Below are 14,036 nucleotides of genomic sequence, written 5' to 3'. Positions count from 1 at the left end.
AAATTAAATAAAAAAAATATATAAAAATCTTATGGGATTATTAGAGAATTTTTCGTCAGGTTTGTTCATCATTCAGTCAGTTATTTTCTTGATACTTCTTTTCGTGTTAGGAAAATTTGCATGGAAACCTATCCTTACTGCTTTAAATGAGAGAGAAGTTTCTATTCAAGACGCTATTAACCAAGCTAAATTGGCTAAAGAAGAAGTTGCAAATCTTAAAGCAGACAATGAGAGAATCATCCGCGAAGCTAAAGCTGAACGTGATGCCATCTTAAAAGAAGCGAGAGAGTTAAAAGACAAAATCGTAGGTGAAGCAAAAGACCTTGCAAAATCTGAAGGAGACAAAATGATTGAACAAGCTAAACAATCAATCAATGCTGAGAAAAATGCAGCAATGGCTGATATCAAAAATCAAATTGGTTCTCTTTCTGTAGAAATTGCAGAAACCATTCTAAAACAAAAATTAGATAATGCTGATGCTCACAACGCATTAGTTGAAAAAATCATTAATAAATCTAACTTAAATTAATATGCTAACCTCTAAAGTAGCGAAAAGATATGCACAAGGTTTACTAGACTTTACTCAAGAGTCTGGTAACACGGCTTCTATTTTTTCGGAAATGAAAGATGTGGTAAAGATTTTTAATGATTCTAAGGAATTAAAGAACTTCTTTGCTTCGCCAATCATAGACGCTAAAAAGAAAACCAAAGCAGCCTTAGAGATCTTTGCTCAGTTTTCACAATTAAGTAAGAATCTCATTACTTTGGTGATTAAACAAGGTAGAGAAAGTCATCTGCAAGATATAGCACAAGAGTTTATCAATAAAGTAGAAGACTTGCAAGGCGTACAGAGAGTTACCTTAACCGTAGCTTCTGAACTGTCTCAGAAAAATGTAGAAGACATTGTAAAATCTTCATCTTTAGTAGACCATACTAAAAACTACGACCTAAATGTGGTAGTAAACCCTGAAATTATTGGCGGGTATATCTTAAGAGTAGGAGACCAACAGGTTGATACTTCGGTAAGAACTAAACTAAGCCAAGTGAAAAAAGAATTTCAATTAAATTAAGTTAAAAAACCATAAAATGGCAGAAATAAATCCGGCTGAAGTTTCAGCAATTTTAAAACAACAGTTAGCCAACTTTGATACACAAACAAATGTAGAAGAAGTGGGTACAGTATTACAAATTGGAGACGGTATCGCTCTAGTTTACGGTTTAGAAAACGTACAATACGGTGAATTGGTAAAATTCGAATCAGGAATTGAAGGTATTGTATTAAACCTTGCAGAAGACAATGTAGGTGTTGCACTTCTTGGAGAATCTAAAAGAGTAAAAGAAGGAGATACAGTAAGAAGAACTGAAAGAATCTCTTCTATTAAAGTAGGAGAAGGTCTTTTAGGAAGAGTAGTAGATACTCTAGGAAATCCTATCGATGGTAAAGGTCCTGTAACAGGTGATCTTTATGAAATGCCACTAGAAAGAAAAGCTCCAGGAGTAATTTTCCGTCAACCGGTAAATGAACCACTTCAGACAGGTATCGTGGCGATTGACTCTATGATTCCAATCGGAAGAGGACAAAGAGAGTTGATCATCGGAGATAGACAAACAGGTAAAACTACCGTTGCTATCGACACTATTTTGAACCAAAAAGAATTTTATGATGCTGGTGAGCCTGTATTTTGTATCTACGTTGCTGTAGGTCAAAAAGGTTCTACTGTAGCACAAATCGTAAAAACTTTAGAAGATAAAGGAGCTTTAGCTTACACCGTTGTGGTAGCAGCAAACGCTTCAGACCCTTCTCCAATGCAGGTGTATGCACCAATGGCTGGAGCTGCAATCGGAGAATATTTCAGAGACACTGGTAGACCAGCGCTTATCGTTTATGATGATTTATCTAAACAAGCGGTAGCTTACCGTGAGCTTTCTCTATTATTAAGAAGACCACCAGGCCGTGAAGCATATCCTGGAGACGTTTTCTATCTTCACTCAAGATTATTAGAAAGAGCTGCAAAAGTAATTAAAGATGATACCATCGCTGCTCAAATGAACGATTTACCAGAATCATTAAAACCAATGGTAAAAGGAGGTGGTTCATTAACGGCTCTTCCAATCATCGAAACTCAAGCAGGTGACGTATCAGCATATATTCCTACCAACGTAATTTCTATTACAGACGGACAGATCTTCTTAGAGTCAGATTTATTCAACTCTGGGGTGAGACCAGCGATTAACGTAGGTATTTCTGTATCGAGAGTAGGAGGTAACGCTCAGATTAAGTCTATGAAAAAAGTTTCTGGTACCTTGAAACTTGACCAAGCGCAGTACAAAGAATTAGAAGCTTTTGCTAAATTTGGTTCTGACTTAGATGCGGCTACTATGGCAGTTATCGCAAAAGGAGAAAGAAACGTAGAAATTCTTAAACAACCAGTAAACTCTCCACTACCTGTAGAATCACAAGTAGCGATGATTTACGCAGGAACTGAAAACTTATTAAGAAACGTTCCTGTAAGAAAAGTAAGAGAATTCCAAGTAGAATACGTAGACTTCTTAAAAAATAAACACCCAGAAGTAATGGCTGCTCTTAAATCTGGTAAGATTGATGACAGTTTAACAGGTGTTCTTAAGCAAGTAGCTACAGATTTAGCTTCTAAATATAACTAAAATTAGTTGATGGTTTTTGGTTGATAGTTGACGGAATTTTCTAAGACTAGCAACCAACAACCGACAACCAACAACTAAACTAAATATGGCAAATTTAAAAGAAATTAGAGGAAGAATAACTTCTATTTCATCTACAATGCAGATTACAAGTGCAATGAAAATGGTTTCGGCTGCGAAACTGAAAAAAGCACAAGATGCCATTGTAATGTTAAGACCTTATTCTGAAAAACTTCAAGAAATCATTCAGAATGTAAGCGCAAGCTCTGATTCTGATAACGTTTCTGCTTTTGCACAAAAGAGAGAGGTGAAAAAAGTACTATACATCGCTATTACTTCTAATAGAGGTTTAGCAGGTGCTTTTAACTCATCTATTATCAAAGAATTAAACCACAGAATTTCTAATTCTGCTGTAGAAGTAGAAGTGTTAACCATCGGGAAAAAAGTTTTTGATGCTGTAAAGAAAAACAGAACGGTATATGATAACCAAAGTGCCATCTTTGATCATATGAGTTTTGAAAAAGTATCAAAAGTGACTTCTGCTGTGATGAAGGATTTCAGCCAAGGAAAATTTGATGAAGTACATCTAATTTATAATAAATTTTTAAATGCTGCTAATCAAGAAGTAAAAACTGAACAGTTATTACCAATATCAATGCCGGAAACTGATGGTAATGCAAACAGTGATTATATTTTTGAGCCCAACAGAAACGAGATTTTGGATAGCCTAATTCCTAAATCTATTAAAACGCAGGTGTACAAAGCAGTGCTAGATTCTATCGCATCTGAACATGGAGCGAGAATGACAGCGATGCACAAAGCGACTGACAATGCACAAGCACTTAAAAATGATTTGGTAATTTTCTATAACAAAGCACGTCAAGCTGCGATTACCAATGAAATTTTAGAAATCGTTTCTGGTGCAGAAGCACTTAAAAATAGCTAAGAAATATTTCTTTTATACGATAAATGAAAGGGCGTCAACTCAGGTTGATGCCCTTTTTTGATGATGGTAAAATGATAAGTTCATTTTATGAGTTCACTTTCATGAATGCCGTTCAATTTATTATGACTAATTTTGCATGATTTTTTTTAAATATGTTTTCTAAAATTACTTCTCTTCGGGACAAGATTTTTATTGCGATAGTGGTTTTAAACTTATTGTTTATGACCTTTATGGCGGCATTTAATTTTTACAGAGATGGTTTGAGGATGAGAATTCTAAAAAAGCAGGAACTCGTTCAAACAGAAAACAAAGTCAAAGAAACGTATCGTTACATCCTTAAAGAAAATCACGGCAGTTCTGATTTTCAGGATGCTAAGGTGAAAGAGACCATCAGTAATAAAATTTTTGAACTCGCCAATGTAAATAATGTAGCCATCACGCTATACGATTTGGAAGGAAAAATCATCACTTCTTCTAGACCTCAAAAAGATAATTTATCTTCTGCTTTTTTACAAAAATTATTAAAAACTAAAAATATTGTTAAAGAGCAAGAAACCGCTACTCCTAAAAACAGTATACAATATTCTTCTTGGAGTTATTTAAACTACCAAAACAAGCCAATCGCCATTATCAGTACAGAAACTACTGCCAATAAATCTTCATGGTATTATCACTTTAAAATACTAGTGAAACAGCATTTTTTAGCGATTATTTTCCTATTGATTTTAAGTGGTTATGCAGCTTGGTACATTTCGAAAGGGATTACCAAGAAAATTGCCAATATTTCTAAAACGTTACAGAAAACCAATGTAGAATATCTAGAAACGCCTATAGAATACAGCGATAGAGACGAGATAAAGCCATTAGTAGATTCTTACAATATCATGCTCGAGAAATTGCAAGAGCAAACCAGCATTTTAGCCAGAACAGAAAGAGAAGAGGCATGGCGTGATATGGCAAGACAAATTGCACATGAAATCAATAATCCTTTGACTCCATTGAAACTTTCTGTTCAGAATTTTCAGAGAAAATACAATCCAGAAGACGAAAATAATGAAGAAAAAGTAAGAAATCTTACACAAGTGGTCGTCAATCAAATTGATATTATTTCTTCTATTACCAAAGCTTTTTCTGATTTTGCCAAAATGCCTGTGAATAATGATGCGCTCATAGATGTGGTAAAAACCGTGAAATATGCAGTAGATATTTTCCCCGATCATATTATAGAGTTTTCGACTAATGCAGAGGAAATTTATTATAAAATAGATAATATTTACCTTACAAGAGTCATTACCAATGTAGTGAAAAATGGTATTCAAGCCATTCATCATCAACATAAAAAGGTAAAAGTAGAAATAGAAAACTTACAGGACCGTTTCTTAATCAAAATTCAAGATAATGGGAGTGGGATTTCTGAAGAAAATAAAGATAAAGTTTTCGAGAAAAAATTTACCACGAAGTCTACAGGAATGGGACTGGGATTATTCATGGTAAAGAAAATTATAGAAGATTATGAAGGGAAAATTTGGTTTGAATCCATAAAAGATGAAGGAACCACCTTTTTTATAGAATTTTTGAAAAAATATTAATAAAATACACAAATGAAATCGAAGTTAATAGTTGTTTTATCAGCCCTGGTGTTATGTTTATCAGGATTTATGCTCTATGACAGTTTAAATAACGAATTGTCTCAGGCAGAAATTCAGGAGCAATTCTCAGACCTGAAATCAGATTATGAGTTTATTCAGAAAGATTTAGAAGTAGCAGTAAATGATGTCAATTTTAGCAACAAAGAAATTATTGCCCAGAAGAAAAGAATAGAAACTTTACTCAAAAAAAATAACATCTCTCAAGAAGAATTAATGGAAGCGAAAAGAATTATGAGAAATATTTCTCAAACTTTCATTAAGAATTATCAGAACAAAGTAATCATTCTGAATAATCAAGTAACTACGCTGGATACAGAAAAACAAAAACTTAAAGAAGAAAACGAAAAAGTAACCACAGAAGTAGTGGTGCTAAAAGATAAAGTATCAGAACTAGACCGTAAAATAGAAAGTGAGAAAATAATTTCTAAAAAGAAAGATGAACTCATCAATTATGCTTCTAAATTATCACTTTCTAATTTTATGCTGAGAAGTTTTAAAGTCAGAAACAGTGGAAAAGAAGTAGAAACAGATAAAGCATCCAGAATAGACCGTATAAAATTCAGTTTTGATATTAATGACAATATCTTGGCGAAAAGTGGTCAAAAGTTAATCTATATGCTCATCAAAAAGCCTTCTGGTGAAATTGTGACGTTTAGCAATAGAGCTTCTGGAACGTTTAACTTTAACAATAGAAAAATGCTTTATTCTGATAAAACCACTTTTAATTACGAAAAAGGTCAAAGCCCAAAACTTGAGTTTGTATGGGATAATGAAGATTTTTCTAGAGGAGATTACATTATGGAAGTATACGAACAAATGCCTACCAATACAGTTCTGATAGGAAAAGTGACTAAAACTTTGGAATAAAAAAATTAAAATACGTAATTAAGCGTATTGTCCGTCATTGTGTTAAGGTGTATTTTTGAACTGTAGATTTAAAGAAAAGGTTACACAAAAGTGTAATTGAAACATAAAATAAATCGTTTTAAATTTGCACCGTAATAACCCAAAACACAAATGATGATAAATTTTCTACTGCAGTAAAATTAAGGTTATTATGTAAACTGCAGTAGAAATTTTTTTTTACAACAGGAAGTAGTAATTTTCTTCATATTTCGATTTTTAGACCAAAAAAAGGGTGCGTTTACGCACTCTTTTTTATTAAACTTTCATATTAAAAATAATCATATATTTGCATAGATTAATCAATTCACAATTTTTTATAAATGGATTACGATAGTGTCGTCAAACTTCTTATTGCTTTATTACTTGTATTATTAAACGGTTTTTTCGTAGCGGCGGAATTTTCCATCGTTAAGGTTCGTTATTCTCAGATTCAAATCAAGGCTGCCGAAGGAAACAAAATGGCGAAACAAGCCGAACACATCATCAAACATTTAGATGCTTATTTATCTGCTACACAATTAGGGATTACCTTAGCTTCATTAGCATTAGGTTGGGTAGGAGAAAGCGCTCTGGAACATGTTTTCCATGGCATATTCTCTTATTTCAATATCAATATTGCACCTACCATGATTACGACGATTTCTGTAGTAGTCAGTTTTTTAATCATTACCGTAATGCATATTGTTTTTGGTGAACTAGTGCCTAAATCTATTGCTATTAGAAAATCAGAAGCCACTACATTATTCATTTCTGCACCATTAAGATTATTCTACAATATTTTCAAACCATTTATTTGGTTAATGAATTTATTTTCAAATGCTTTTTTGAAATTAATAGGAATCCATCCCGCTTCTGAACACGATATTCACTCTACAGAAGAACTTCAGTTATTGGTAAAACAATCTGCAGATAGTGGTGAGATAGAAGAAGAAAACTACGAAATCATTAAAAATGCTTTTGATTTTACAGACCACACTGCAAAACAAGTGATGGTGCCTCGTCAAAACATTATTTCTATTGACATAGAAGATGATAAAGAAGAAATTCTAAAACAAATCATCGATTGTGGATATTCTAGAATTCCAGTGTTCGAAAACTCGATTGATAACATTATCGGACTTTTCTACACCAAGGAAATTATGAGAGAATACATCAAAAACAAAGACCTTGATTTAAAAGAGTTTTTGAGAGAAGCATTCTTCGTGGTTGGAAGTAAAAAGATTTCAGACTTGTTAAATGTTTTCCAACAAAAGAAACAGCATTTAGCCATTGTTATCGATGAATTCGGAGGTACAGAAGGTATTCTTACGTTAGAAGATATTTTAGAAGAATTGGTAGGCGAAATCCAAGATGAAGAGGATGATGAAGATAAAATTGTAGACCAAGTTGGCGAAAACGTTTTCTGGGTAAAAGCAACTCAACCTTTGGAAGAAATTAACGAGTGTTTGCCGAAAGAGTTATCAGAAGTTGGTGAATACAATACTTTAGCTGGATTTATCCTGCATCAATTAGAAGATATTCCAGAAGAAAATCAAGAGTTCGATATCGATGATTATCATTTCAAAATTTTGAAAATGAATAATAAGTCGGTAGAACTGGTAGAATTGGTCTACGAACCAAAAGATATTGTAGATGACTTAACCGAAGAAATTAGCGAAATCTAATTAATCTCAACTTTTACCTCAAAGTTAACTTCAATCAAAATGAAATTTTACGATAATCCTCAAAGAGAATATCAGGAAGAAGTAGCGCTTCTAGAACAGGAAGACGAAGTCTATAAATTAGTGCTGCATAATGATGATGTAAACACTTTTGATTTTGTGATAGAGTGTTTAATCGAAATTTGTAAACATACGCTAGAACAAGCTGAACAATGCACCATTTTGGTTCATTACAAAGGTAAATGCACCGTGAAAACTGGTAGCATGGAACTTCTAAAACCCATGCACGAAAAATTAATTTCCAGAGGTCTTACTTCTGAGATTGTATAAATAGAAAAAAACTCGTTCCAAAATTTCGGAACGAGTTTTTTGTTATCAAATTTTCTTTAATCTAAGAACGAAATTTAATAGTTGTTCTATTTGTACAATATTAATATTCTAAAATTTACAAGCTTATAAATTGCGTCGGGCTTTAGCCCGATGAAAAAGTCAAAAAAATACATGGCTTTAGCCAAAACCTAGATAAAATTTGGCTAAAGCCAATCTTGTATTAGATTATAAAAAAACGGGCTAAAGCCCGTTCCAATTGATATATTAAATTGATGGATTTAATGGTATTTTGAATTAAGATTAGAACTTCACTTTAAAAACTTTCGTTTCTCCATTTCTAATCACGGTAACGTCTTTTTCGTCTCCAGCATTAAGTTTTGATAAACAGTCCATATAAGAATAAACTTCGGTGATTTTGCAATCTCCAATTTGGGTAAGAATATCTCCAGACTGAATTCCAGCAACTGCAGCAGGTCTGTTATCAGTAACTCCGTCAATGTGCAAACCATCTTTAGAATCGGCATAACTTGGCATAATTCCTAGTGTTACTTTGTATTTTGGGACAGATTTGGTAGAAGTGGTTTTGGTCTTCGTAAACGGAATTTCAGATTTCTGAGAAACTTCGTTCGCAATGCCGAAAACATATTGGGTGATGGTTTTTACGCCATCGAAATTTATTTTATCACTGTCATCACTTGGTTTGTGATAATCTGCATGCGTTCCAGTAAACAAGAATAAAACAGGAATATCTTTCAGATAGAAGCTGGTATGATCAGAAGGACCAACTCCAGATTCATCAAGTGTAATATTATATCCTGCAGGTTTCACTTTTTTTACCAAATCTGGGAAAATAGGAGAGGAACCTACACCTCCTACGGTAAGATTTTTATCTTTGTCTAATCTTCCTACCATATCCATATTAATCATGGTGACTACATTAGGATATTGAGATTTTACATTTTCGGCAAATTTTTTAGAACCAATCAATCCGTCTTCTTCCGCTGAGAAAAGCACAAAAACGTAATTTACTTTTTCTTGAGTCTTATTTTTAGCAAAAATTCTCGCCAATTCCATCACTGCCGAAACGCCAGAAGCATTGTCATCCGCACCATTGTGAATTTGTCCATCAGAATTCATCAGTGTTGATTGATGATGTTGGTTCAATCCTAAATGGTCATAATGTGCACCAATAACAATCGTTTTAGAGGCTTTATTGTCTAAATATCCTATCACGTTGGTTCCTTTACTTGGAGTAGAAGAATTTTCATCGTGTGGATTGAGTTTAATGGAATAATCAAACGGTTGTAAATGGGTTTTAAGTCCTAATTTTTTAAAATATTTCTGAATATAATTTGCCGCTTTTTGCTCGCCTTCACTTCCTGCTAATCTGCCTTGTAATTCGTCACTAGCAAGATAAGTAAGATGATTTTTAAGTTGAGTTTCGTTTACATTTTCAGCTTCGTCTGTGTCTACCCAGTCTGCGATGAAAACATTGGTTTCTCTCGGCTTCGACTGATTTCTATTGCTGCTGAAAACCAATTTTTTCCCGTCTTTAGAAAACATCGGGAACGCATTGAATTCACTTTCGTAGGTAATTTGTTTCAGATTTTTTCCTTCTAAATCAATGGTGTACAACTGGAAATCATAACCTCTCGTGGAATGATGATTACTTGAGAAAATAATTTTCTTGTCATTTGGAGTAAAATAAGGCGCCCAATTCGCTTTTCCAAGATGCGTAATTTGTTTTAAATCTGTTCCATCAGCATTGATGGTGTAGATTTCCATATTGATAGGTGCAACGAGATTTTGAGCCAAATAATCTTTGTATTCTTTAATTTCGGCATCAGTTTTTGGTCTAGAAGCACGGAATACAATTTTTTTAGAATCATGAGAGAAAAACGCACCGCCGTCATAACCCAAACCGAAGGTAAGTTGTTTCAGATTTTTCCCGTCAATATCCATCGTCCAAAGTTCTAAATCGCCAGTTCTGGTAGAAGTGAAAACAATTTTTTTACCATCTGGAGAAACCACCGCTTCTGCATCATAACCAGGAACATCTGTCAATTTTTTAACAATTGTACCGCTTAAATCTGACATATAAATGTCAAATTCTGGATAAATAGCCCAAAGATATTTTCCATCTTTAGAAATAGGCGGAGCTGGACAAGCACTGCTCGCTTCGTGTGTAGAAGCGTAGAGAATATGTTGGTTATCTGGCATAAAGAAAGAACAAGTGGTTCTTCCTTTTCCTGTAGAAATTAATTGTAAATTATCAGATTTTTTAGAATAATCCTTCGATAAATCATAGGCAAAAATCTGGTCACATTCTGCTCCCAAATTTTTATTGGTGACTTGCAAGGTCAGGAATTTTCCATTGGGAGAGAAATACGCTTCGGCATTATCTCCACCATCGGTTAATTGCCGAATATTTCTAAGATTTCTTTCTTGTGAAAATAAGAAAACACTATTAAGCAGTGCAAGAATGATTAAATTTTTCTTCATATGCGCTTTTTTAGAAAGGATAACCAATCGAGAAGTTGAAGGTTGGTTTAAATGGTTTTATTTTGTCAAAAACCCATCTTTCGCCTTTTGGCTGATTTGGGTCGTGTAGTTTGTAAGCTAAATCTATTCTTACCGTAATATACGCCACATGCATTCTCAACCCGAAACCAGAACCCAATCCCATTTGAGAAATAAATTTATTGAACTTAAATTCATCACCAATTCCTGAATCTTTGGTGCTCCAAATGTTTCCAGCATCTGCAAAAACGGCACCTTCAAACATTTCATTAAATGGATATCGGTATTCTATGTTGGTGGTCAGTTTTACGTTATCCATCATATAAGCTCTCACTTTTTGATCGATTTGCGTATCGGCAGGACCTAATCCACCAAAAGCAATCCAAGCTCTGATGTCATTACTTCCGCCATTGAAATACGAACGGATAAATGGCATATTGCTAGAATTTCCGTAAGGAATTCCTACACCAATAAATTGTCTTACAATAAACTGTGATTTGTTTTTGAAGGTGAAATATTTTCTTGCATCAATATCAAATTTGACAAATTGGGAAATCGGAATGCCGAAAATCGTTTTGCTGTTGGTCAAAACTCCAGAATCGGTATTGTTTTTGCTGAAAATACTCAATAAATTTCCAGCCAATTCTACTTTAGCATCTAAAAAGAATGGGTTTTGATAGCCTTTTTTCCCGATTTCATTATAGATATAATTGTAAGCCAAAGAATTAATGAGAACGTCTTGGGTCAATCGGTCTTTTTTAATGGTAGACTGTCTGAAATTGAGCAATAAATCTAAACCAGTTGGCGAAAGACTATTCGCAAAACCTGTATCATTCAGCAATAATCTAGATTTGGCTTCTGTGTCTAAATTAATAGCACCTGGATTATAGATATCATAAAGATTAAAAATTCCGTCTTTAATATCTCCTTCCGTTTTGAATAAATCATAATATTTATCTTTATTTCGGGTAAATGAAAACTGCGTGTTAAAAACTGATAATCGGTGAGAAATTACTTCATTCACCGTGATAAAATAATTCAAACCAGCGTTCACGTTGATTCTGTCCATCCCAATATTATTCTGTACAGAAGCACCTAAATTCACTGTAGAAACAGGCGAATATTTATTCGGGACAAATTTTTCGGTGTTAAAAGGCAAGAGCAATCTTGGGAAATTCAAGCCAAATTGTAGGGAATATTCAGAAGCATTAAACAACGCGTTGGGATTTTTTTCATCGTAAACCGTACCAAAAGTTCCAGAAACACTTCCCGTAAAGTTTTCGGCGCCACCAAAAACATTTCTTGCCGTCAATTCGGCAGAAGGAGAAAACCCGAAGTTCAAAATTTGAGAATAATGTAAATCAAGCGCCGTTTTAAAATTGTATTTCGGTAACGGAATGAGTTTGTATTTTACATTGATAATTGTATCATTCGGATTGCTGTATTTGTCTGGAGAAGCTTTATAACTGGCAATGCTGAAATTATTAAGCGCTAAGAAATTTCTTTTGGTAAGATCAAGATTTTTTTGGTTGTAAATTTCACCTTTTTTCAACGTAATCGGTCTCCAAAGTGCTTTTACCTTATATTGGTCATCAATTCTTTTGATGATGGCATTTTCGTATTCTTTTACGTCTACATTGGCAGTATCGGTAAGTTTTTCTAAATATTGAATTTCTACGTTGCCAATGGTGTATTGTTTGTAAGGTGTTTTCAGGGTGTCTTTTAAAATATCCATGGTGAGTGGAACTTGCTTTCTGCTTTGCAAAGTATCTGCCGTAAAATAAATTTCGCCACCATCTCTATTGAAGCTATAATAACCTTTTTCTTGCATGAGTTCGGTAATTCTTTTTACCTCGTCTTCTAATTTTTCTTGGTCTAGAACATCTCCTGATTTTACTTTAGATTCTGTAATTTTTTCTTCGTAAATATTTCGGATGTTTTCGTAGGGAATATTGTAGTAATATCCGTTGATATAAGTAGGATCTTTGTACGTGATTTTGTAATTGGCTTGGGCTTTTTTTGCTGCAGAATCTAATTTATGAGAAAAATCTACATGAGCGTCCCAAAATCCTTTATATACCAAGAATTTCTTAATAGAATTGGCACTGGTTTCGGTTTTTCCTTGCTCTAAAATAATAGGTGGTTTCCCTAAAGAATGCCAAACTCTGTTCCAAAACAGACTATTGCCCTTCAATTCTGGGTGATTGTATTTCACATAAAGGGAATCTCTGAGTTTTTGATTTCTCATTTGTCTCGGAAACGTTTGATACTCGTTTAGAATGCTGTCATATTTCGCATTCGCCATGTTATAAATCCATAAACGAGTAGGGAACAAATAGAGGTCTTTTTTATTGGGTTTTTGACTAACAAAATTCGGGATTTCTTCATCGAAATCTTTTCGGTCTACATATTCAAAATTATTTTTGGTCAATAAATACTCACCATTCGGAACTTTCTTGGTACTGTTACAAGCGTAAAGAAACCAAACGAGGATTGCAAAAGATAAAAATATGTGGTATTTTTGAAAATATTTAAAAAAATGCTTACTGCTCATAAAATAAAAGTTTTTCAGTCTTTAGACAAAAAGAAGTTCAGACAAAAATACAATTTGTTTTTGGTTGAAGGTAACAAAATAATCCAAGAGTTGAAACATTCTTCTTACAAAATTCAAGAAATTTTTTCTATTCAACCCGAAGATTTATTCTTCCCCGAAACAGAAATTCATCCTATTACAGAACGTGAACTGAAGAAAATTAGTTTCCTGCAAACACCAAAAGATTCTGTAGCGGTAGTAGAATTGCCTTCTCCTGAAATGCTGGAGCAACAGAAAATACAGATTATTTTAGACGGAATTCAAGACCCGGGAAATCTGGGAACCATCATCAGATTGGCAGATTGGTTCGGAATTGAACAGGTAATTTGCAGTCATGACACCGTAGATGTGTACAATCCAAAAGTGATTCAGTCCACCAAAGGTTCTTTTGCCAGAATCAATGTGGTTTATACCGATTTAACTGAATATTTGGCGAAAACAGACGCTGTAAACATCGGTACAGATATGGTCGGTGAAAATATTTATCAATTTGATTTTCCAGAGAAATTCAATCTTATTTTGGGTAATGAAGGAAACGGAATGCGACCAGAAGTTGAAAAATTGGTTTCACAAAACATTACGATTCCTCGATTCGGACAAAAACAATCTACAGAAAGCCTTAATGTTTCAATGGCGACAGGAATTATTCTAGGGCAGATTTTTTCTAAAATTTAAGGATTAGGATTTAGGGATTAGGATTTAGTTTTGAGAAAAATGTTTATCTTTAAAAGCTAATTTTAAATCAATTTTTACCTCAACCTTTACCTTTA

Annotated in this window: 11 protein-coding genes; 9 read left to right on the top strand and 2 right to left on the bottom strand. The window is 33.7% G+C overall.

Features of this window, described 5'->3' with window-relative positions:
• The first annotated feature begins 31 nt into the window (after window positions 1–31).
• The 8 genes from ACT53I_RS06285 (at window position 32) to ACT53I_RS06250 (ending at window position 8,153) form a co-directional block, all read left to right on the top strand.
• A complete protein-coding gene (locus tag ACT53I_RS06285; protein ID WP_069796933.1) occupies window positions 32–529 on the top strand; it encodes a F0F1 ATP synthase subunit B in 498 nt (165 codons plus the stop codon).
• 1 nt (window position 530) lies between these two features.
• Window positions 531–1,070, top strand: a complete 540-nt coding sequence (gene atpH, locus ACT53I_RS06280) for an ATP synthase F1 subunit delta (RefSeq protein WP_476078925.1) — start codon at window positions 531–533, stop codon at window positions 1,068–1,070.
• Window positions 1,071–1,086: 16 nt separating this feature from the next.
• Window positions 1,087–2,664, top strand: a complete 1,578-nt coding sequence (atpA, locus tag ACT53I_RS06275) for a F0F1 ATP synthase subunit alpha (protein ID WP_476078924.1) — start codon at window positions 1,087–1,089, stop codon at window positions 2,662–2,664.
• An 85-nt stretch (window positions 2,665–2,749) separates the two neighbouring features.
• Entirely contained in the window at window positions 2,750–3,607 is an 858-nt protein-coding gene (gene atpG / locus ACT53I_RS06270; RefSeq protein ID WP_371487110.1) for an ATP synthase F1 subunit gamma, read from the top strand.
• Between the two features lie 221 nt (window positions 3,608–3,828).
• Window positions 3,829–5,196 carry a sensor histidine kinase gene (locus ACT53I_RS06265; protein ID WP_476078923.1) on the top strand — a complete coding sequence of 456 codons (1,368 nt, stop codon included), beginning with the start codon at window positions 3,829–3,831 and terminating at the stop codon, window positions 5,194–5,196.
• Window positions 5,197–5,208: 12 nt separating this feature from the next.
• Window positions 5,209–6,123: a coiled-coil domain-containing protein gene (locus tag ACT53I_RS06260; RefSeq protein WP_476078922.1), complete on the top strand. Its 915-nt coding sequence runs from the start codon at window positions 5,209–5,211 to the stop codon at window positions 6,121–6,123.
• A gap of 359 nt (window positions 6,124–6,482) precedes the next feature.
• A complete protein-coding gene (locus ACT53I_RS06255; RefSeq protein WP_476078921.1) occupies window positions 6,483–7,826 on the top strand; it encodes a hemolysin family protein in 1,344 nt (447 codons plus the stop codon).
• 39 nt (window positions 7,827–7,865) lie between these two features.
• Window positions 7,866–8,153 (top strand): ATP-dependent Clp protease adaptor ClpS, encoded by a 288-nt coding sequence (locus ACT53I_RS06250; RefSeq protein WP_069796922.1) that lies wholly within the window; start codon window positions 7,866–7,868, stop codon window positions 8,151–8,153.
• Window positions 8,154–8,453: 300 nt separating this feature from the next.
• Here ACT53I_RS06250 and ACT53I_RS06245 read toward each other — a convergent pair whose 3' ends face one another.
• Both ACT53I_RS06245 and tamL read right to left on the bottom strand, forming a co-directional pair.
• Entirely contained in the window at window positions 8,454–10,655 is a 2,202-nt protein-coding gene (locus tag ACT53I_RS06245) for a M20/M25/M40 family metallo-hydrolase (RefSeq protein ID WP_476078920.1), read from the bottom strand.
• A gap of 10 nt (window positions 10,656–10,665) precedes the next feature.
• Window positions 10,666–13,227 carry a translocation and assembly module lipoprotein TamL gene (gene tamL, locus ACT53I_RS06240; RefSeq protein WP_476078919.1) on the bottom strand — a complete coding sequence of 854 codons (2,562 nt, stop codon included), beginning with the start codon at window positions 13,225–13,227 and terminating at the stop codon, window positions 10,666–10,668.
• Here tamL and ACT53I_RS06235 point away from each other — a divergent pair.
• The gene (locus ACT53I_RS06235; RefSeq protein ID WP_476078918.1) at window positions 13,213–13,941 is read left to right on the top strand and encodes a TrmH family RNA methyltransferase; all 729 of its coding nucleotides are present in this window, start codon (window positions 13,213–13,215) and stop codon (window positions 13,939–13,941) included. The two genes, tamL and ACT53I_RS06235, sit on opposite strands and share 15 nt — an antisense overlap.
• The last annotated feature ends 95 nt before the right edge of the window (window positions 13,942–14,036 follow it).

This window comes from Cloacibacterium sp. DMC96 (assembly GCF_056313765.1).
Note: the sequence above shows the minus strand (reverse complement) of the source record. Positions and strands in the feature narration are given on the sequence as shown.

What these genes read in the sequence shown, in the direction of transcription:
- ACT53I_RS06285 (WP_069796933.1), top strand. Translation starts at nt 32, where the DNA reads ATGGGATTATTAGAGAATTTTTCGTCAGGTTTGTTCATCATTCAGTCA.
- atpH (WP_476078925.1), top strand. Translation starts at nt 531, where the DNA reads ATGCTAACCTCTAAAGTAGCGAAAAGATATGCACAAGGTTTACTAGAC.
- atpA (WP_476078924.1), top strand. Translation starts at nt 1,087, where the DNA reads ATGGCAGAAATAAATCCGGCTGAAGTTTCAGCAATTTTAAAACAACAG.
- atpG (WP_371487110.1), top strand. Translation starts at nt 2,750, where the DNA reads ATGGCAAATTTAAAAGAAATTAGAGGAAGAATAACTTCTATTTCATCT.
- ACT53I_RS06265 (WP_476078923.1), top strand. Translation starts at nt 3,829, where the DNA reads ATGACCTTTATGGCGGCATTTAATTTTTACAGAGATGGTTTGAGGATG.
- ACT53I_RS06260 (WP_476078922.1), top strand. Translation starts at nt 5,209, where the DNA reads ATGAAATCGAAGTTAATAGTTGTTTTATCAGCCCTGGTGTTATGTTTA.
- ACT53I_RS06255 (WP_476078921.1), top strand. Translation starts at nt 6,483, where the DNA reads ATGGATTACGATAGTGTCGTCAAACTTCTTATTGCTTTATTACTTGTA.
- ACT53I_RS06250 (WP_069796922.1), top strand. Translation starts at nt 7,866, where the DNA reads ATGAAATTTTACGATAATCCTCAAAGAGAATATCAGGAAGAAGTAGCG.
- ACT53I_RS06245 (WP_476078920.1), bottom strand. Translation starts at nt 10,655, where the DNA reads ATGAAGAAAAATTTAATCATTCTTGCACTGCTTAATAGTGTTTTCTTA.
- ACT53I_RS06235 (WP_476078918.1), top strand. Translation starts at nt 13,213, where the DNA reads ATGCTTACTGCTCATAAAATAAAAGTTTTTCAGTCTTTAGACAAAAAG.
- tamL (WP_476078919.1), bottom strand. Translation starts at nt 13,227, where the DNA reads ATGAGCAGTAAGCATTTTTTTAAATATTTTCAAAAATACCACATATTT.